The sequence below is a fragment of the Pseudomonas sp. NPDC077649 genome, from assembly GCF_044542855.1.
Taxonomy (GTDB): Bacteria; Pseudomonadota; Gammaproteobacteria; order Pseudomonadales; family Pseudomonadaceae; genus Aquipseudomonas.
The window spans coordinates 1-19979 of sequence record NZ_JBITVF010000005.1; the positions used below are offsets into that span (position 1 = coordinate 1).

A 19979-nucleotide genomic window follows, 5' to 3' on the forward strand; every position below is an offset into this window, starting at 1 on the left:
GTTGAGCTAACCCATACTAATTGCCCGTGAGGCTTGACCATATAACACCCAAACAATCTGCTCTGAGAGCAGAGGGTGTCGATGGTGAAGTCGACTGAATGCCGAAGATTTGCACGAGAGCTACAGGCCCAAGGGCCAAGCCAAACGACTGTCACATACCCAATTCGCTGTAACGGTTAACCCCGGGACAGCAACAAATTGCTTGACGACCATAGAGCGTTGGAACCACCTGATCCCATCCCGAACTCAGCAGTGAAACGATGCATCGCCGATGGTAGTGTGGGGCTTCCCCATGTGAGAGTAGGTCATCGTCAAGCTCCTATACGAAACCCCAGATCGCCAACGCGGTCTGGGGTTTCTTCTTTGCGCCGGGAAAACCTGGAACAGCGCCGGCGCAGCTAACGGCCGGCGCGCGCGGGGCATCCTAAGGCTGTCCGGCTTTGCAGCGGGGTGCGCCGTTCGCGCGCTCCTGCAGTCTTCTGCTTTCTATGCAAGCCGTGGGCTCGTCGTTATCATGCCAGCCTTGTTCGTGGCGGGGCCTGGCATGCTGGCATTGTTGAAACTTCTACAGGATGGGCGCTTTCATTCTGGCGAGGCCTTGGGGGCAGCGCTGGGTGTCAGTCGCAGCGCCATCTGGAAACAGTTGCAGGGCCTGGAGTCCGAGCTTGGGATCGAGGTATTCAAGGTTCCCGGGCGTGGCTATCGCTTGGCTGCGCCGATGACCTTGTTGGATGCCGCTCTGATCGAGCGCCAGGTCGCGACCTTGGCGTGGCCGGTATCCGTGCTGGCCAGTCTCGACTCGACCAATGCGGAGGTAATGCGCCGACTCGAGGGGGGACAAAGCGCGCCTTTTGTCGTGCTCGCCGAGCGGCAAACGGCCGGGCGTGGGCGGCGCGGGCGTGCCTGGGCGAGTCCCTTTGCGGAAAACCTCTACTGCAGCCTGGCATTGCGGGTCGACGGCGGGATGCGCCAGGTCGAGGCGTTGAGTCTGACTGTGGGGCTGGCGGTGGCTCGTACCCTGCAGGTTTGTGGCCTGAATGCCGCTGGGCTCAAGTGGCCGAACGATGTCCTGGTGGATGGGCGCAAGATTGCCGGGATCTTGCTGGAGCTTTCCGGCGACCCGGCGGATGTCTGCCATGTGGTGATCGGTATTGGTATCAATGCGAACATGGCGCTCGACTCGTCGGCGGCCATCGATCAGCCCTGGACCTCCATGCGTCAGTGTCTCGGTGGCATGTTCGATCGCAATCTGCTGGCAGGCGAGCTGCTATGCCAACTGGCCGAGCATCTGTCTCGCCACTGGCGACTGGGTTTTGCCGGCTTGCGCGAGGAGTGGGAGGCGCTGCATCTGTGGCGCGGTCGTTCGGTTGCATTGCTTGCGGGCGATGATGCAACCCTTGGCGTGGTGCTCGGAGTGGACGAGCGCGGTGCCATCCGCTTGAGTGTGGAGGGCGTCGAGCGTTCTTTCAGTGGCGGAGAGTTGAGCCTGAGGTTGCAGCATGATTCTTGAGCTCGACTGCGGTAACAGCTTCATCAAGTGGCGTGTGATCAGGGTGCAGGGGGGGGAGCGGGTCTGCTCGGGAGTGGTCGACTCCGATGCCGGGTTGTTTGCCGAATTGGCGGAGTGTCCGGGTTTGAGCATTCGCTACTGTCGCCTGGTCAGCGTGCGCAGCGATGCGGAGACCACTCGGTTGGTCGAGGAGTTGCGTGTTGCCTTCGTCGTCGAGGTTTGCTGCGCTCAGCCGGCCCAAGAAGCCGGGGGGGTGCGCAACGGCTACGACGATTACCAGCGCCTTGGCCTGGATCGCTGGCTGGCGGTGCTGGGGGCCTACCACCTGGGCCAGCGCGCCTGCCTGGTGGTGGACCTCGGTACGGCGGTCACCGCCGATCTGGTGGCGGCCGATGGCGCGCATCTCGGTGGTTTTATCTGCCCTGGCCTGCCCTTGATGCGTGATCAGCTGAGCACGCATACCCGGCGCATTCGCTACGACCGGCAGTCGGCATTGGCGGCGTTGCAGGAGCTGGAGCCCGGGCGCTCCACGGCGGAGGCGGTAGAGCGCGGTTGCGTGTTGATGCTGAGGGGCTTTGTCGCGGTGCAGCTGGAGCAGGCGCGGTTGTGCTTTCCGGAAGGTTTCGAGGTTTTCCTGACTGGCGGGGATGCTGACCTGGTGCGCGATGTCGTGCCGGGCGCGCAAGTCGTGGCCGATCTGGTCTTTGTCGGGCTGGCCATCGCCTGTCCGCTGAATTGAGGCAAGGCATGCGTTGGATCTTACTGTTGCTCGTTCTGCTCAATGTCTTCTATTACGTCTGGCACCAGCAGCAGGCGCCACTGCGCGCCAAGGAAGTCGCGCCGACGAGCAGTTACCAGGGCGCGCGCAAGGATATCCGCCTGCTGAGCGAGACCACTGCGCCGCGCGCGCGTGTCAGTGAGCCGGCGGAAGAGGAGTCGCCGGCCTCGGCGGCGGTCTGTCTGTTTCTCGGTAGCTTCGAGGAGGAGGCGCGGGCGAAGGTGGTGGAGCAGCGCTTGCTCAGTCTGGATATTCAGGCCCAGGTGCGTAGCGTCGATGCGGCAGCCGGGGTTGAATACTGGGTTTATCTACCGCCGCTGGCTTCGCGACAGGCGTCGTTGCGGCAGCTGCGCGAGCTGCAGGCACGGCGTATCGATAGCTACATCATTACCCAAGGCGATCTGGCCAACGGCATCTCCCTGGGTATTTTCCCGCGCAGCGACTCGGCCGATAGCGTCATGCAGCGCCTGCGCGAAGTGGGTTACGAGCCGCAAATGCGCGAGTTGTCGCGCGCGCACCGCAGTTTCTGGGTGCGTGTCGCGCCGGAAAGCAGACGCCTGGCCGATGAGTTTTTGCTCGGGCGATTGGCCGGCGATTTCGCCGGTTTGCAGCATCAACTAATGCCCTGCGAAGGCGTTGCATTGCTCCAGTAGTTTGCATAGAATGGCGCCCGCTTCGCAGGGTGGTCAAAGTTGGTTCCCGACGAAGATGTTGTCAAAGTAGCTAACCTCACGATTTTAAATGAGAAAATGCTTGACAGCAGGGTGGCAGATCTAGAAAATGCCGCCTCACTTTGGAGGGGTTCCCGAGCGGCCAAAGGGATCAGACTGTAAATCTGACGTCATCGACTTCGAAGGTTCGAATCCTTCCCCCTCCACCAGATTCAGCGTGAGCTGCAAGCTTCGCGGGTATAGTTCAGTGGTAGAACCTCAGCCTTCCAAGCTGATGATGCGGGTTCGATTCCCGCTACCCGCTCCAGCTTGTGGTTGGCGCAATAGAGTTTGGCTCATGTAGCTCAGCTGGTAGAGCACACCCTTGGTAAGGGTGAGGTCAGCGGTTCAAATCCGCTCATGAGCTCCATCTAATGAAGGCAGATATGAAAGTATCTGCCTTTGTTTTAATGGCGGCATGGCTTGCTCAATTCTTCGCTAGGAGACGGTCAAGATGGCTAAAGAGAAATTTGAACGTAACAAACCGCACGTCAACGTCGGCACCATCGGTCACGTTGACCACGGTAAAACCACTCTGACCGCTGCTCTGACCCGTGTGTGCTCCGAGGTTTTCGGTTCCGCTCGCGTTGATTTCGACAAGATCGACAGCGCCCCGGAAGAAAAGGCTCGTGGTATCACCATCAACACCGCGCACGTCGAGTACGACTCCAACATTCGTCACTACGCGCACGTTGACTGCCCGGGTCACGCCGACTACGTGAAGAACATGATCACCGGTGCTGCCCAGATGGACGGCGCGATCCTGGTCTGCTCGGCTGCCGACGGCCCCATGCCGCAAACCCGCGAGCACATCCTGCTGTCTCGTCAGGTTGGCGTACCCTACATCGTCGTGTTCCTGAACAAGGCCGACATGGTCGACGACGCCGAGCTGCTGGAGCTGGTGGAAATGGAAGTGCGCGACCTGCTCAGCACTTACGATTTCCCGGGCGACGACACCCCGATCATCATCGGTTCCGCGCTGATGGCGCTGAACGGTCAGGACGACAACGAGCTGGGCACCACTGCCGTCAAGAAGCTGGTTGAGACTCTGGATACCTACATCCCCGAGCCGGTGCGTGCCATCGACCGTCCGTTCCTGATGCCGATCGAAGACGTGTTCTCGATCTCCGGCCGCGGTACCGTGGTAACCGGTCGTGTCGAGCGCGGTATCGTCAAGATCCAGGAAGAAATCGAAATCGTCGGTCTGCGTCCGACCACCAAGACCACCTGCACTGGCGTGGAGATGTTCCGCAAGCTGCTGGACGAAGGTCGTGCTGGTGAGAACTGCGGCGTGCTGCTGCGCGGCACCAAGCGTGATGAAGTCGAGCGTGGTCAGGTTCTGGCCAAGCCGGGCACCATCAAGCCGCACACCAAGTTCGAAGCTGAAGTGTACGTGCTGTCCAAGGAAGAAGGTGGTCGTCACACCCCGTTCTTCAAGGGCTACCGTCCGCAGTTTTACTTCCGTACCACCGACGTGACCGGTTCGTGCGAGCTGCCGGAAGGCGTTGAGATGGTAATGCCGGGCGACAACATCAAGATGGTTGTCACCCTGATCAAGCCGATCGCCATGGAAGACGGCCTGCGCTTCGCGATCCGCGAAGGCGGTCGTACCGTCGGCGCCGGTGTGGTTGCCAAGATCGTCGAGTAATCGGTTGATCTGTCCCTCTCAGGCCGGCATAATGGTCGGCCTGATTTTGCTTTAGGTCAGTAGCTCAATTGGCAGAGCGGCGGTCTCCAAAACCGCAGGTTGGGGGTTCGATTCCCTCCTGACCTGCCATTTTCTAACGAATCTGGCGTGTCTTTCACAGGATCCTCTCGAATGAATGTTAAGGCTGAAGCCAAAGACTCTCGCTTTGATCTGGTCAAGTGGCTGATTGTCGCTGCCCTGGTTGTGGTGGGTGTGGTCGGTAATCAGTACTTTTCTGCGGAGCCGATCCTGTATCGCGTTCTCGGTCTGCTGGTGCTGGCGGTCGTGGCGGGTGTGGTTGCCCTGCAGACTGCTCGTGGTCAGGCCTTCGCGGTGCTGTTGAAAGAGGCGCGCGTCGAGATTCGCAAGGTTGTTTGGCCGACCCGCCAGGAAACCACGCAGACCACCCTGATTGTCGTGGCTGTAGTGTTGGTAATGGCGCTGCTGTTGTGGGGGCTCGATTCCCTGCTCGGTTGGCTTGTTTCCCTGATTGTTGGTTAAGGGTGTCCCGTGGCTAAGCGTTGGTACGTTGTGCATGCTTACTCGGGTTACGAGAAGCATGTCATGCGCTCGCTGATCGAGCGCGTCAAGCTGGCTGGCATGGAAGACGACTTCGGCGAGATTCTCGTGCCCACTGAAGAAGTGGTCGAGATGCGCAACGGTCAGAAGCGCAAGAGCGAGCGCAAGTTCTTCCCCGGCTATGTCCTGGTGCAGATGGAGATGAACGAGGCGACTTGGCACTTGATCAAGGATACGCCGCGCGTCATGGGCTTCATTGGTGGTACTGCCGACAAGCCGGCGCCGATCACCGAGAAAGAAGCCGAAGCCATTCTGCGTCGTGTTGCCGATAGTGGCGACAAGCCCAAGCCGAAGACCCTGTTCGAGCCGGGCGAAATGGTGCGGGTGGTCGATGGCCCGTTCGCCGATTTCGGTGGCGTGGTCGAAGAAGTGAATTACGAAAAGAGCCGTATCCAGGTTGCTGTGACCATCTTCGGTCGCTCCACCCCGGTCGAGCTGGAGTTCAGTCAGGTCGAGAAGGCATAACTGACATAAGCATCCCTCACCCCGCAGCCTTAGGCTGCGGGGTTTTGTCGTCACTGGGATAAATGCGTAAGTAACCCGGGGAGCCGTCAGGCGTTCGAACCCGAAATTGGAGTAGCTAATGGCTAAGAAAATTCAGGCTTATATCAAGCTGCAGGTTAAAGCCGCTCAGGCAAACCCGTCGCCGCCCGTGGGTCCGGCTCTGGGTCAGCACGGCGTGAACATCATGGAATTCTGCAAGGCGTTCAACGCCAAGACTCAGGGCATGGAGCCTGGTCTGCCGACTCCTGTTATCATCACCGTTTACAGCGACCGCAGCTTCACCTTTGAAACCAAGAGCACCCCGGCATCGGTGCTGCTGAAGAAGGCCGCCGGCCTGACCAGCGGTTCCGCTCGTCCGAACACCGTCAAAGTAGGCACCGTTACCCGTGCTCAGCTGGAAGAGATCGCCAAGACCAAGCAGGCCGATCTTACTGCCGCTGACCTGGATGCGGCCGTGCGCACCATCGCCGGCTCCGCTCGTAGCATGGGCCTGAACGTGGAGGGTGTGTAATGGCTAAGTTGACCAAGCGCCAAAAGGCCATCGCGGCCAAGGTTGAAGCCGGCAAGGCCTACACCTTCGAAGAAGCGGCCGGCCTGCTGGCCGAGCTGTCTGCCGTCAAGTTCACCGAGTCCTTCGACGTCGCCGTGAACCTGGGCGTAGACCCGCGTAAATCCGACCAGGTTGTACGTGGCGCCACCGTGCTGCCGAACGGCACTGGCAAGACCGTACGCGTTGCCGTGTTCACCCAGGGTCCGGGCGCTGAAGCTGCCCTGGCTGCCGGTGCCGACAAGGTCGGTATGGACGATCTGGCTGCCGAAATGAAGGCCGGCGATCTGAGCTACGACGTGGTCATCGCTTCCCCGGACGCCATGCGCGTCGTTGGCCAGCTGGGCCAGGTACTGGGTCCGCGCGGCCTGATGCCGAACCCGAAAGTCGGCACCGTGACTCCGGACGTCGCCACCGCCGTGAAGAACGCCAAGGCTGGTCAGGTACGTTTCCGTACCGACAAGAACGGCATCATCCACACCTCCGTTGGCAAGGTCGGCTTCGAAGCCGCCGCGCTGAAGCAGAACGTGGAAGCCCTGCTGGCTGACCTGAAGCGTCTGAAGCCGTCCACTTCCAAAGGTATCTACGTCAAGCGCGTGACCCTGAGCACCACCATGGGTCCCGGTCTGATCATCGATCAGGCTTCGCTCGACGCGTAAGTGATTGGGTCGGCGGCGTGCGCGTCGCCGGCCTTGAAAAATTGGGGTCCCTGCCTGGCGGGGGCTATCCAAGACCGTAGGTGGCGCAAGCCTTAAACCCGTGGAGCGATCCGCGGTCGCCTACGCAGATGGTGCTCCCGATTCTTACCGAATCAGACACCAAAACGCCGTCCGGCTCGTGCTGGACGAAACGGTAACATCCAGGAGTAAACCCGTGGCAATTAAACTCGAAGACAAGAAGGCCATCGTCGCTGAAGTCAACGAGGCTGCCAAAGCCGGTCTGTCCGCTGTCGTGGCTGATGCCCGTGGCGTGACCGTCGGCGCAATGACCGGACTCCGTAAAGAGGCCCGTGCGGCTGGTGTGTACGTGAAAGTCGTACGTAACACCCTGCTGCGCCGCGCCGTTGAAGGCACTCAGTTCGACGTGCTCAACGACGTGTTCAAAGGCCCGACCCTGATCGCGTTCTCCAACGAACATCCGGGCGCTGCTGCCCGTATCTTCAAGGAATTCGCCAAGGGTCAGGACAAGTTCGAGATCAAGGCAGCTGCGTTCGAGGGCCAGTTCCTCGCAGCCAATCAGATCGACGTGCTGGCTACCCTGCCGACCTACAACGAAGCTATTGCCCAGCTGATGAGCGTGATGCAAGGCGCCACCAGCAAGTTCGTTCGTACTCTGGCAGCTGTTCGCGACCAGAAAGAAGGCGCTGCCGCCTGATCCAGGCGCATCACCCTTTCTACGTTATTTGTTTAATTCGATGGCCGCGAAGGCTGTCACCCCAATACAGGAATTAGAGTCATGGCTCTGACCAACGAAGACATCATCAACGCCGTTTCCGAAATGTCCGTGATGCAGGTTGTTGAACTGATCAAGGCAATGGAAGAGAAGTTCGGCGTTACCGCCGCTGCCGCTGTTGCTGCCGGCCCGGCCGCTGCTGCTGCTGCTGTTGAAGAACAAACCGAGTTCAACGTCGTTCTGGCCGAAGCCGGCGAGAAGAAAGTGAACGTGATCAAGGCTGTTCGCGAGCTGACCGGTCTGGGTCTGAAGGAAGCCAAGGAGAAGGTCGACACCGCTCCTCAGGTTATCGCTGAAGGCCTGAGCAAAGAAGCTGCCGAAGACGCCAAGAAGAAGCTGGAAGAAGCTGGCGCCAAGGTCGAACTCAAGTAAGTTCGCACCTTGCGTCTACAGCCCGAGCGACTCGCACAAGGCTGATGGCTGGTGGCTTTTGCCACCGGCCTTTTTCCGTTCTAGGTCGGCTGTTCGTCAGTCGGCCTGGAACCGGAAAGATCCCGCCCCTCGAGGCGGCCGCAAACCGAGGGTTTGCACGATTTTCTGGTCATCGCCGCCGGCGCTGGCCAAATAAGCAGGTGACCAAGCTGGGGAACGCTGATGGCTTACTCATACACTGAGAAAAAACGTATCCGCAAGGACTTTAGCAAGTTGCCGGATGTCATGGATGTGCCTTACCTCCTGGCCATCCAGCTGGATTCGTACCGCGAATTCCTGCAGCAAGGAGTGAGCAAGGAACAGTTCCGCGACATCGGCCTGCACGCGGCCTTCAAATCCGTATTCCCGATCATCAGCTATTCCGGCAACGCCGCTCTGGAATACGTCGGCTATCGCCTGGGCGAGCCGGCGTTCGACGTCAAGGAGTGCGTCCTGCGTGGCGTGACCTTCGCCGTGCCGCTGCGCGTGAAAGTGCGCCTGATCATTTTCGACAAAGAATCGTCGAACAAAGCGATCAAGGACATCAAAGAGCAGGAAGTGTACATGGGCGAGATTCCGCTCATGACCGAGAACGGTACCTTCGTCATCAACGGTACCGAGCGCGTGATCGTTTCCCAGCTGCACCGCTCCCCGGGCGTGTTCTTCGACCACGACCGTGGCAAGACCCACAGCTCCGGTAAGCTGCTGTACTCCGCTCGCATCATTCCTTACCGCGGTTCCTGGCTGGACTTCGAGTTCGACCCGAAGGACGCGGTGTTCGTGCGTATCGACCGTCGCCGCAAGCTACCGGCGTCCGTCCTGCTGCGCGCGCTCGGCTACAGCACCGAAGAGGTGCTGGATGCCTTCTACGACACCAACGTGTTCCACGTTAAGGGCGAGAACCTGAGCCTGGAGCTGGTGCCGCAGCGTCTGCGCGGTGAAGTCGCGGTCCTCGATATCAAGGACGGCAGCGGCAAGGTGATCGTGGAGCAGGGCCGTCGTATCACTGCCCGCCACATCAACCAGCTGGACAAGGCTGGCATCAAAGAGCTGGAAGTTCCGCTCGATTACGTCATTGGCCGCACCACCGCCAAGGCCATCGTGCACCCGGCTACCGGCGAGATCATCGCCGAGTGCAACACTGAGCTGACCGCCGACCTGCTGGTCAAGATGGCCAAGGCACAGGTGGTGCGTTTCGAAACCCTGTACACCAACGACATCGATTGCGGTCCGTTCATCAGCGACACGCTGAAGATCGACAGCACCACCAATCAGTTGGAAGCGCTGGTCGAGATCTATCGCATGATGCGTCCCGGCGAGCCGCCGACCAAGGACGCTGCCGAGACCCTGTTCAACAACCTGTTCTTTAGCGCCGAGCGTTACGACCTGTCCGCCGTCGGCCGCATGAAGTTCAACCGTCGTATCGGGCGTACCGAGATCGAAGGTTCGGGCGTGCTGAGCAAGGAAGACATCGTTGCCGTACTGAAGACCCTGGTCGACATCCGTAATGGCAAGGGTATCGTCGACGACATCGACCACCTGGGTAACCGTCGCGTGCGTTGCGTCGGTGAGATGGCCGAGAACCAGTTCCGCGTTGGCCTGGTGCGCGTCGAGCGCGCGGTCAAGGAACGCCTGTCGATGGCCGAAAGCGAAGGCCTGATGCCGCAGGACCTGATCAACGCCAAGCCGGTTGCGGCGGCGGTGAAGGAGTTCTTCGGTTCCAGCCAGCTCTCGCAGTTCATGGACCAGAACAACCCGCTCTCCGAGATCACCCACAAGCGCCGCGTTTCCGCACTCGGCCCGGGCGGTCTGACCCGCGAGCGCGCCGGCTTCGAAGTGCGCGACGTACACCCGACCCACTACGGTCGTGTGTGCCCGATCGAAACCCCTGAAGGTCCGAACATCGGTCTGATCAACTCGCTGGCCGCCTACGCCCGCACCAACCAGTACGGCTTCCTCGAGAGCCCGTACCGCGTGGTCAAGGCCGGTCTGGTCACCGACGAGATCGTGTTCCTGTCCGCCATCGAAGAGGCCGATCACGTGATCGCCCAGGCCTCGGCGACCATGAACGACAAGGGCATGCTGGTCGACGAGCTAGTGGCCGTGCGTCACCTCAACGAGTTCACCGTCAAGGCGCCGGAAGACGTCACCCTGATGGACGTGTCGCCGAAGCAGGTCGTTTCCGTCGCTGCCTCGCTGATTCCGTTCCTCGAGCACGACGACGCCAACCGCGCGCTGATGGGCTCGAACATGCAGCGTCAGGCCGTGCCGACCCTGCGTGCCGACAAGCCGCTGGTCGGTACCGGCATGGAGCGCAACGTCGCCCGTGACTCCGGCGTCTGCGTCGTGGCCCGTCGTGGCGGGGTGATCGACTCGGTCGATGCCAGCCGTATCGTGGTTCGGGTCAACGATGACGAAGTCGAAACCGGTGAAGCCGGTGTCGACATCTACAACCTGACCAAGTACACCCGCTCCAACCAGAACACCTGCATCAACCAGCGTCCGCTGGTGAGCAAGGGTGACAAGGTGGCGCGCAGCGATATCATGGCCGACGGCCCGTCCACCGACATGGGTGAACTGGCGCTGGGTCAGAACATGCGCGTGGCGTTCATGCCGTGGAACGGCTTCAACTTCGAAGACTCCATCTGCCTGTCCGAGCGTGTGGTGCAGGAAGACCGTTTCACCACCATCCACATCCAGGAACTGACCTGTGTGGCGCGCGACACCAAGCTCGGCCCAGAGGAAATCTCCTCGGACATCCCGAACGTCGGTGAAGCTGCACTGAACAAGCTGGACGAGGCCGGTATCGTCTACGTCGGTGCCGAAGTCGGCCCGGGCGACATCCTGGTCGGCAAGGTCACCCCGAAAGGCGAGACCCAGCTGACGCCGGAAGAGAAGCTGCTGCGCGCGATCTTCGGTGAGAAGGCGTCCGACGTGAAGGACACCTCCCTGCGTGTGCCGACCGGCACCAAGGGCACCGTCATCGACGTCCAGGTCTTCACCCGCGACGGCGTCGAGCGCGACTCGCGCGCCCTGTCGATCGAGAAGATGCAGCTCGACGAGATCCGCAAGGACCTCAACGAAGAGTTCCGCATCGTCGAAGGCGCCACCTTCGAGCGTCTGCGCTCCGCCCTGGTCGGCGCCATCGCCGAAGGCGGCGCCGGCCTGAAGAAGGGCACCGCGATCACCGACGAGTTCCTCGACGGCCTAGAGCGTGGCCAGTGGTTCAAGCTGCGCATGGCTGACGACGCCCTGAACGAGCAGTTGGAGAAGGCCCAGGCCTACATCTCCGACCGCCGTCAGCTGCTCGACGACAAGTTCGAAGACAAGAAGCGCAAGCTGCAGCAGGGCGACGACCTGGCGCCGGGCGTGCTGAAGATCGTCAAGGTCTACCTGGCCATCCGCCGCCGCATCCAGCCGGGCGACAAGATGGCCGGTCGTCACGGTAACAAGGGTGTGGTCTCGGTGATCATGCCGGTCGAAGACATGCCGCACGACGCCAATGGCACCCCGGTCGACATCGTCCTCAACCCGCTGGGCGTACCTTCGCGTATGAACGTCGGTCAGATCCTCGAAACCCACCTGGGCCTCGCGGCCAAGGGCCTGGGTGAGAAGATCAACCGCATGCTCGAAGAGCAGCGCAAGATCGCCGAACTGCGCAAGTTTCTGCAGGAGATCTACAACGAGATCGGCGGTCGTCAGGAAAACCTCGACGAGCTGTCCGATAGCGAAATCCTCGAGCTGGCGAAGAACCTCAAAGGCGGTGTGCCGATGGCCACCCCGGTGTTCGACGGCGCCAAGGAAAGCGAGATCAAGGCCATGCTGAAGCTGGCCGACCTGCCGGAAAGCGGCCAGATGCGCCTGTTCGACGGTCGCACCGGCAACCAGTTCGAGCGCCCGACCACGGTCGGCTACATGTACATGCTCAAACTGAACCACCTGGTGGACGACAAGATGCACGCGCGTTCCACTGGTTCCTACAGCCTGGTTACCCAGCAGCCGCTGGGTGGTAAGGCGCAGTTCGGTGGTCAGCGCTTCGGGGAGATGGAGGTCTGGGCGCTGGAAGCCTACGGCGCCGCCTACACCCTGCAGGAAATGCTGACCGTGAAGTCGGACGACGTGAACGGCCGTACCAAGATGTACAAGAACATCGTGGATGGCGATCACCGTATGGAGCCGGGCATGCCCGAGTCCTTCAACGTGCTGATCAAAGAGATCCGTTCGCTCGGCATCGACATCGATCTGGAAACCGAATAACACGTGACGCGACGGGAGTGGGGCGGTTAGCCCACTCCCTGCTCCGCCAGGAGGAAAGGCCTTGAAAGACCTACTGAATCTGCTGAAAAACCAGGGTCAGATCGAAGAGTTCGACGCCATCCGTATCGGATTGGCCTCGCCCGAGATGATCCGTTCGTGGTCGTTCGGTGAAGTAAAAAAACCGGAAACCATCAACTACCGTACGTTCAAGCCTGAGCGTGACGGCCTGTTCTGCGCCAAGATCTTTGGCCCGGTAAAGGATTACGAGTGCCTGTGCGGCAAGTACAAGCGCTTGAAGCATCGCGGCGTGATCTGCGAGAAGTGCGGCGTGGAAGTGGCCCTGGCCAAGGTTCGTCGTGAGCGCATGGCGCACATCGAACTGGCCTCGCCGGTCGCCCACATCTGGTTCCTCAAGTCGCTGCCGAGCCGTATCGGCCTGCTGATGGACATGACCCTGCGTGACATCGAGCGCGTGCTCTATTTCGAGAGCTACGTGGTGATCGATCCGGGCATGACCACCCTCGAGAAGGGCCAGCTGCTGAACGACGAGCAGTACTTCGAAGCCCTCGAAGAGTTCGGTGACGACTTCGACGCGCGTATGGGCGCCGAGGCCGTGCGCGAGCTGCTGCACGCCATCGACCTGGATCACGAGATCGGCCGCCTGCGCGAAGAGATTCCGCAGACCAACTCCGAGACCAAGATCAAGAAGCTGTCCAAGCGCCTGAAGCTGATGGAAGCCTTCAAGGACTCCGGCAACCTGCCGGAGTGGATGGTGCTGACCGTTCTGCCGGTGCTGCCGCCGGATCTGCGCCCGCTGGTACCGCTGGACGGTGGCCGCTTCGCGACCTCCGACCTGAACGACCTGTACCGTCGCGTGATCAACCGTAACAACCGTCTCAAGCGCCTGCTCGACCTGTCGGCGCCGGACATCATCGTGCGCAACGAAAAGCGCATGCTGCAGGAAGCGGTCGACGCCCTGCTCGACAACGGCCGTCGCGGTCGCGCCATCACTGGCTCGAACAAGCGTCCGCTGAAGTCGCTGGCCGACATGATCAAGGGTAAGCAAGGTCGCTTCCGTCAGAACCTGCTCGGTAAGCGCGTGGACTACTCCGGTCGTTCGGTTATTACCGTCGGCCCGACCCTGCGTCTGCACCAGTGCGGTCTGCCGAAGAAGATGGCCCTGGAGCTGTTCAAGCCGTTCATTTTCGGCAAGCTGGAAATGCGTGGTCTGGCGACCACCATCAAGGCCGCCAAGAAGATGGTCGAGCGCGAGCTGCCGGAAGTGTGGGACGTGCTCGCTGAAGTGATCCGCGAACACCCCGTCCTGCTCAACCGCGCCCCGACCCTGCACCGTCTGGGTATCCAGGCGTTCGAGCCGGTCCTGATCGAAGGTAAAGCGATCCAGCTGCACCCGCTGGTCTGCGCCGCGTACAACGCCGACTTCGACGGTGACCAGATGGCCGTTCACGTGCCGCTGACCCTGGAAGCCCAGCTCGAAGCACGCGCACTGATGATGTCGACCAACAACATCCTCTCGCCCGCCAACGGTGAGCCGATCATCGTGCCGTCGCAGGACGTGGTACTGGGTCTGTACTACATGACCCGTGAGGCGGTGAACGCCAAGGGCGAAGGTCGCGTGTTCGCCGACCTGCAGGAAGTCGACCGTGTGTTCCGCGCCGGCGAAGCGTCCCTGCACGCCCGGGTGAAAGTGCGCATCAACGAGACCATCAAGGAAAAGGACGGCTCGATCACCAAGAACACCCGCATCGTCGACACCACCGTCGGCCGCGCGCTGCTGTTCCAGATCGTACCGGCCGGCCTGTCTTACGACGTGGTCAACCAGTCGATGAAGAAGAAGGCGATCTCCAAGCTGATCAACCAGTGCTACCGCACCGTTGGTCTGAAGGACACCGTGATCTTCGCTGACCAGCTGATGTACACCGGTTTCGCTTACTCGACCATCTCCGGTGTGTCGATCGGCGTGAACGACTTCGTCATCCCGGACGAGAAGGCGCGCATCATCGACGCCGCCACCGAGGAAGTGAAGGAAATCGAATCGCAGTACGCCTCCGGCCTGGTTACCCAGGGTGAGAAGTACAACAAGGTGATCGACCTCTGGTCGAAGGCCAACGATGAAGTGTCCAAGGCGATGATGGCCAACCTCTCGAAAGAGCCGGTTGTCGATCGCGAAGGCAAGACCGTCGAGCAGGAGTCCTTCAACTCCATGTACATGATGGCGGACTCCGGTGCGCGTGGTAGCGCCGCCCAGATCCGTCAGCTGGCCGGTATGCGTGGTCTGATGGCCAAGCCGGACGGCTCCATCATCGAAACGCCGATCACCGCGAACTTCCGCGAAGGTCTGTCGGTTCTGCAGTACTTCATCTCCACCCACGGTGCGCGTAAGGGTCTGGCGGATACCGCACTGAAGACCGCGAACTCCGGTTACCTGACCCGTCGTCTGGTCGACGTGGCCCAGGACCTGGTGGTGACCGAGATCGATTGCGGCACCGAACATGGCCTGCTGATGACCCCGCACATCGAAGGCGGCGACGTGGTCGAGCCGCTGGGCGAGCGCGTACTGGGTCGAGTGATCGCCAAGGACGTGTTCAAGCCGGGCACCGAGGACGTCATCGTGCCGGCCGGCACCCTGATCGACGAGCAGTGGGTCGAGTTCATCGAGCTCAACAGCGTCGACGAAGTGGTGGTGCGTTCGCCGATCACCTGCGAAACCCGCTACGGCATCTGCGCCAAGTGCTACGGTCGCGACCTGGCTCGCGGTCACCAGGTCAACATCGGTGAAGCGGTCGGCGTGATCGCCGCCCAGTCCATCGGTGAGCCGGGTACCCAGCTGACCATGCGTACCTTCCACATCGGTGGTGCGGCCAGCCGGACTTCGGCGGCCGACAGCGTCCAGGTGAAGAACGGCGGTGCGATTCGTCTGCACAACCTCAAGCACGTCGAGCGTCTCGACGGTAACCTGGTCGCGGTGTCGCGTTCCGGCGAGCTGGCGATTGCCGACGAGTTCGGTCGCGAGCGCGAGCGCTACAAGCTGCCCTACGGTGCGGTGATTTCGGTGAAGGAAGGCGACAAGGTCGACGCTGGCGCCATCGTCGCCAAGTGGGACCCGCACACCCACCCGATCGTGACCGAAATGAAGGGTACCGTGACCTTCGTCGGCATGGAGGAGGGCATCACCATCAAGCGCCAGACCGACGAACTGACCGGTCTGACCAACATCGAAGTGCTCGATCCGAAGGATCGTCCGGCCGCCGGCAAGGACATTCGTCCGGCCATCAAGCTGGTCGACGCCAATGGCAAGGAGCTGCTGCTGCCGGGTACCGACGTTCCCGCCCAGTACTTCCTGCCGGCCAACGCCCTGGTCGGTGTGGCCGACGGTGCGCAGATCGCGGTCGGTGACGTTATCGCCCGTATCCCGCAGGAAACCTCGAAGACCCGTGACATCACCGGTGGTCTGCCGCGCGTTGCCGACCTGTTCGAGGCGCGTCGTCCGAAGGAAGCTTCGATCCTGGCGGAAATCAGCGGCACCATCAGCTTCGGCAAGGAGACCAAGGGCAAGCGCCGTCTGGTCATCACCCCGACCGATGGCAGCGATCCGTACGAGGAGCTGATTCCGAAGTGGCGTCACCTGAACGTGTTCGAAGGCGAACAGGTGAACAAGGGCGAAGTCATCTCCGACGGTCCGAGCGATCCGCACGACATCCTGCGTCTGCTGGGCGTCAGCGCGCTGGCCAAGTACATCGTCAACGAGATCCAGGACGTGTACCGCCTGCAGGGCGTGAAGATCAACGACAAGCACATCGAGACCATCCTGCGCCAGATGCTGCGCAAGGTCGAAGTGAGCGAGTCGGGCGATTCCAGCTTCATCAAGGGCGACCAGATGGAACTGACCGCGGTGCTGGGCGAGAACGAGCGTCTGGCCGAAGAGGACAAGTTCGTCGCCAAGTACACCCGCGTACTGCTGGGTATCACCAAGGCGTCGCTGTCCACCGAGTCGTTCATCTCGGCGGCATCGTTCCAGGAAACCACCCGCGTCCTCACCGAAGCGGCGGTTACCGGCAAGCGCGACTACCTGCGCGGCCTGAAGGAAAACGTGGTCGTGGGTCGTCTGATCCCGGCCGGTACCGGTCTGGCCTATCACAGCGAGCGCAAGCGCAAGCGTGAAGCCGACAAGCCGGTACGGGTCAGCGCCAGTGAGGTGGAAGCCGCACTGACCGAAGCGCTGAACTCCAGCGGAAATTGAGTCGAGGCCCCGCCGGTTCGCCGGCGGGGCTTTGCCTTGACTGGGGCGTTGAGTCTCTTTAGACTCATGCACCCCTAAATTTGGCAGGGCGCTTGGCTCTGCCATCTTTATTTGTGTGTAGCTAAATAGCGTCGAAAGACAACAGTGGAGCTAGTAGATGGCAACTATCAACCAGCTGGTACGTCAGCCGCGTAAGCGCATCGTCGAGAAATCCGACGTGCCTGCGCTGCAGAACTGCCCGCAACGTCGTGGCGTGTGCACCCGCGTGTACACCACCACGCCGAAAAAACCTAACTCGGCACTGCGTAAAGTATGCCGCGTGCGTCTGACCAACGGTTTCGAGGTTTCCTCGTACATCGGCGGTGAAGGCCACAACCTGCAAGAGCACAGCGTAGTGCTGATCCGTGGCGGTCGTGTAAAGGACCTTCCGGGTGTGCGTTACCACACCGTGCGCGGTTCGCTGGATACCTCCGGCGTCAAAGACCGTAAGCAGGGTCGTTCCAAGTACGGTACCAAGCGTCCGAAATAAGGCCGCCTGATCTTTTTATTTAGTTGAGTCGATAAGAGTAAGGTCGGGCGCGGTTTGTGCCGTCAGTCCCGGGCTAACCTGAAGACCGTTTGAGGGCTTATCAATGCCAAGACGTCGTGTAGCAGCAAAGCGTGAGATCCTGGACGATCCGAAATACGGAAGCCAGATCCTCGCTAAATTCATGAACCACGTGATGGAAAGCGGCAAGAAGGCCGTGGCCGAGCGCATCGTTTACGGTGCCCTGGACACTGTCAAAGCGCGCAAGAACACCGATCCCCTGGAGATCTTCGAGAAAGCTCTCGACGCCATCGCTCCGCTGGTCGAAGTCAAGTCCCGCCGTGTCGGCGGTGCTACCTACCAGGTTCCGGTCGAAGTTCGCCCGTCCCGTCGTAACGCCCTGGCTATGCGCTGGCTGGTGGACTACGCGCGCAAGCGCGGTGAGAAGTCCATGGCTCTGCGTCTGGCTGGCGAGCTGCTGGATGCTGCTGAAGGCAAAGGCGCTGCTGTCAAGAAGCGTGAAGACGTGCACCGTATGGCCGAGGCCAACAAGGCTTTCTCGCACTACCGCTTCTAATTCCGGCTCCACTAACTTTGCGAGGGCTTTATGGCTCGTAATACAGCAATTAACCGCTACCGTAACATCGGTATCTGTGCCCACGTTGACGCGGGCAAGACCACCACTACCGAGCGGATCCTGTTCTACACGGGTCTGAGCCACAAGATGGGCGAGGTGCATGACGGCGCTGCGACCACCGACTGGATGGTGCAGGAGCAGGAGCGCGGTATCACCATTACCTCCGCTGCCGTGACCACCTTCTGGCAGGGCTCCAAGGGCCAGTACGACAAGTACCGCGTCAACGTGATCGATACCCCCGGCCACGTCGACTTCACCATCGAAGTAGAGCGTTCGCTGCGCGTGCTCGACGGTGCGGTCGTGGTGTTCTGCGGTACCTCCGGCGTTGAGCCGCAGTCCGAAACCGTATGGCGTCAGGCCAACAAGTACGGCGTTCCGCGTGTGGTTTACGTGAACAAGATGGACCGTGCCGGCGCCAACTTCCTGCGCGTCATCGGTCAGATCAAGAACCGCCTGGGTCACACCCCGGTTCCGGTCCAGCTGGCCATCGGTGCGGAAGACAACTTCGAAGGTCAGGTCGACCTGATCAAGATGAAGGCGATCTACTGGAACGAGGACGACAAGGGTACTTCCTATCGCGAGGAAGAGATCCCGGCCGAGCTCCAGGATCTGGCTGAAGAGTGGCGTTCGAACATGATCGAAGCCGCCGCCGAAGCCAACGAAGAGCTGATGAACAAGTACCTGGAAGGCGGCGAGTTGAGCGCCGAGGAAATCAAGGCCGGTCTGCGTGCGCGCACCCTGGCTGGCGAGATCGTTCCGGCCGTTTGCGGTTCTTCCTTCAAGAACAAGGGCGTGCCCCTGGTTCTCGACGCCGTCATCGACTACCTGCCTGCTCCGACCGAGATCCCGGCGATCAAGGGCATCCACCCGGATGTCATCGACAAGCCGAAGGACGAGCTGACCGACGCCGACTACGACGAGCGTCATGCCGACGATGCCGAGCCGTTCTCGGCGCTGGCGTTCAAGATCGCCACTGACCCGTTCGTCGGTACCCTGACCTTCGTTCGCGTCTACTCGGGCGTGCTGACCTCCGGCGACTCCGTGATCAACTCGGTCAAGGGCAAGAAAGAGCGCGTTGGTCGTATGGTGCAGATGCACGCCAACCAGCGTGACGAGATCAAGGAAGTGCGCGCTGGCGACATCGCGGCCCTGATCGGCATGAAGGACGTCACCACCGGTGACACCCTGTGCGACCTCGACAAGCAGATCATCCTCGAGCGTATGGACTTCCCGGAGCCGGTAATCTCGGTTGCCGTAGAGCCGAAGACCAAGGCTGACCAGGAGAAGATGGGTATCGCACTGGGCAAGCTGGCCCAGGAAGACCCGTCGTTCCGCGTCAAGACCGACGAGGAAACCGGCCAGACCATCATCTCTGGTATGGGCGAGCTGCACCTGGACATCCTCGTCGACCGTATGCGTCGCGAGTTCAACGTCGAGGCGAACATCGGCAAGCCGCAGGTTTCCTACCGCGAAAAAATCACCAAGAGCTGCGAGATCGAAGGCAAGTTCGTTCGCCAGTCCGGTGGTCGTGGCCAGTTCGGCCACTGCTGGATCCGCTTTGCCCCGGCTGACGAGGGTCAAGAGGGTCTGGAGTTCCACAACGAAGTTGTGGGTGGTGTGGTTCCGAAGGAATACATCCCGGCGATCCAGAAGGGTATCGAAGAGCAGATGAAGAACGGCGTCGTCGCCGGCTATCCGCTGATCGGCCTGAAGGCGACCGTATTCGATGGTTCCTACCACGACGTCGACTCCAACGAGATGGCGTTCAAGGTGGCGGCTTCCATGGCGACCAAGCAGCTCGCTCAGAAGGGCGGCGGTGTTGTGCTTGAGCCGATCATGAAGGTTGAAGTTGTAACGCCTGAGGACTACATGGGTGACGTGATGGGTGACCTGAACCGTCGTCGTGGTCTGATCCAGGGTATGGAAGATTCGGTATCGGGCAAAGTGATCCGTGCTGAGGTTCCGCTGGGCGAGATGTTCGGTTATGCGACCGACGTTCGTTCCATGTCCCAGGGTCGCGCGAGCTACTCCATGGAATTCTCCAAGTACTCCGAAGCTCCGGCGAACATCGTCGAAGCACTGGTTAAAAAACAAGGCTAATCCAGCCCTTTAGGCAAGAG

General features: G+C 60.9%; 15 protein-coding genes, 4 tRNA genes and 1 rRNA gene. All 20 read left to right on the forward strand.

The genetic code is table 11. The features are described 5' to 3' along the window. Positions 1–201 precede the first annotated feature (201 nt). The 20 genes from rrf to fusA all read left to right on the forward strand — a co-directional run bounded on the left by rrf (position 202) and on the right by fusA (position 19959). Positions 202–317: ribosomal RNA gene (gene rrf, locus ACIGFL_RS15735) — 5S ribosomal RNA — on the forward strand. Between the two features lie 227 nt (positions 318–544). Continuing rightward, positions 545–1510: a bifunctional biotin--[acetyl-CoA-carboxylase] ligase/biotin operon repressor BirA gene (gene birA / locus ACIGFL_RS15740; protein ID WP_397497816.1), complete on the forward strand. Its 966-nt coding sequence runs from the start codon at positions 545–547 to the stop codon at positions 1508–1510. Then, positions 1500–2249 (forward strand): pantothenate kinase, encoded by a 750-nt coding sequence (locus ACIGFL_RS15745; RefSeq protein WP_397497817.1) that lies wholly within the window; start codon positions 1500–1502, stop codon positions 2247–2249. The genes birA and ACIGFL_RS15745 overlap by 11 nt, the downstream gene beginning before the upstream one ends. Positions 2250–2257: 8 nt before the next feature. Then, positions 2258–2941 (forward strand): SPOR domain-containing protein, encoded by a 684-nt coding sequence (locus ACIGFL_RS15750; protein ID WP_122110279.1) that lies wholly within the window; start codon positions 2258–2260, stop codon positions 2939–2941. Positions 2942–3083: 142 nt separating this feature from the next. Further along, positions 3084–3168: transfer RNA gene (locus tag ACIGFL_RS15755), tRNA-Tyr, on the forward strand. Positions 3169–3192: 24 nt separating this feature from the next. Then, positions 3193–3266 (forward strand) — tRNA-Gly (locus tag ACIGFL_RS15760). Positions 3267–3292: 26 nt separating this feature from the next. Continuing rightward, positions 3293–3368 (forward strand) — tRNA-Thr (locus ACIGFL_RS15765). 84 nt (positions 3369–3452) lie between these two features. After that, positions 3453–4646, forward strand: coding sequence for an elongation factor Tu (gene tuf, locus ACIGFL_RS15770; protein WP_397497818.1), 1194 nt, complete (start codon positions 3453–3455; stop codon positions 4644–4646). A 53-nt stretch (positions 4647–4699) separates the two neighbouring features. After that, positions 4700–4775: transfer RNA gene (locus tag ACIGFL_RS15775), tRNA-Trp, on the forward strand. Positions 4776–4817: 42 nt separating this feature from the next. Then, positions 4818–5186: a preprotein translocase subunit SecE gene (gene secE, locus ACIGFL_RS15780; protein ID WP_021445866.1), complete on the forward strand. Its 369-nt coding sequence runs from the start codon at positions 4818–4820 to the stop codon at positions 5184–5186. Positions 5187–5195: 9 nt separating this feature from the next. Continuing rightward, positions 5196–5729: a transcription termination/antitermination protein NusG gene (nusG, locus tag ACIGFL_RS15785; protein WP_004373446.1), complete on the forward strand. Its 534-nt coding sequence runs from the start codon at positions 5196–5198 to the stop codon at positions 5727–5729. A 118-nt stretch (positions 5730–5847) separates the two neighbouring features. Beyond that, positions 5848–6279, forward strand: coding sequence for a 50S ribosomal protein L11 (gene rplK, locus ACIGFL_RS15790; protein WP_021445867.1), 432 nt, complete (start codon positions 5848–5850; stop codon positions 6277–6279). Then, positions 6279–6974: a 50S ribosomal protein L1 gene (gene rplA / locus ACIGFL_RS15795; RefSeq protein WP_397497819.1), complete on the forward strand. Its 696-nt coding sequence runs from the start codon at positions 6279–6281 to the stop codon at positions 6972–6974. The genes rplK and rplA overlap by 1 nt, the downstream gene beginning before the upstream one ends. A 214-nt stretch (positions 6975–7188) precedes the next feature. Continuing rightward, the gene (rplJ, locus tag ACIGFL_RS15800) at positions 7189–7689 is read left to right on the forward strand and encodes a 50S ribosomal protein L10 (RefSeq protein WP_021445869.1); all 501 of its coding nucleotides are present in this window, start codon (positions 7189–7191) and stop codon (positions 7687–7689) included. Positions 7690–7770: 81 nt separating this feature from the next. Beyond that, positions 7771–8139, forward strand: a complete 369-nt coding sequence (gene rplL / locus ACIGFL_RS15805) for a 50S ribosomal protein L7/L12 (protein WP_021445870.1) — start codon at positions 7771–7773, stop codon at positions 8137–8139. A 222-nt stretch (positions 8140–8361) separates the two neighbouring features. Further along, a complete protein-coding gene (gene rpoB / locus ACIGFL_RS15810) occupies positions 8362–12435 on the forward strand; it encodes a DNA-directed RNA polymerase subunit beta (RefSeq protein ID WP_031303872.1) in 4074 nt (1357 codons plus the stop codon). A 61-nt stretch (positions 12436–12496) separates the two neighbouring features. Next, on the forward strand, positions 12497–16696 hold the full coding sequence (gene rpoC, locus ACIGFL_RS15815; RefSeq protein WP_021445872.1) for a DNA-directed RNA polymerase subunit beta': 4200 nt from the start codon (positions 12497–12499) through the stop codon (positions 16694–16696). Positions 16697–16853: 157 nt separating this feature from the next. Beyond that, positions 16854–17225: a 30S ribosomal protein S12 gene (rpsL, locus tag ACIGFL_RS15820; RefSeq protein ID WP_003463319.1), complete on the forward strand. Its 372-nt coding sequence runs from the start codon at positions 16854–16856 to the stop codon at positions 17223–17225. 103 nt (positions 17226–17328) lie between these two features. Next, a complete protein-coding gene (gene rpsG, locus ACIGFL_RS15825; RefSeq protein ID WP_021445873.1) occupies positions 17329–17799 on the forward strand; it encodes a 30S ribosomal protein S7 in 471 nt (156 codons plus the stop codon). Positions 17800–17829: 30 nt separating this feature from the next. Further along, positions 17830–19959, forward strand: coding sequence for an elongation factor G (fusA, locus tag ACIGFL_RS15830; RefSeq protein WP_031303874.1), 2130 nt, complete (start codon positions 17830–17832; stop codon positions 19957–19959). The last annotated feature ends 20 nt before the right edge of the window (positions 19960–19979 follow it).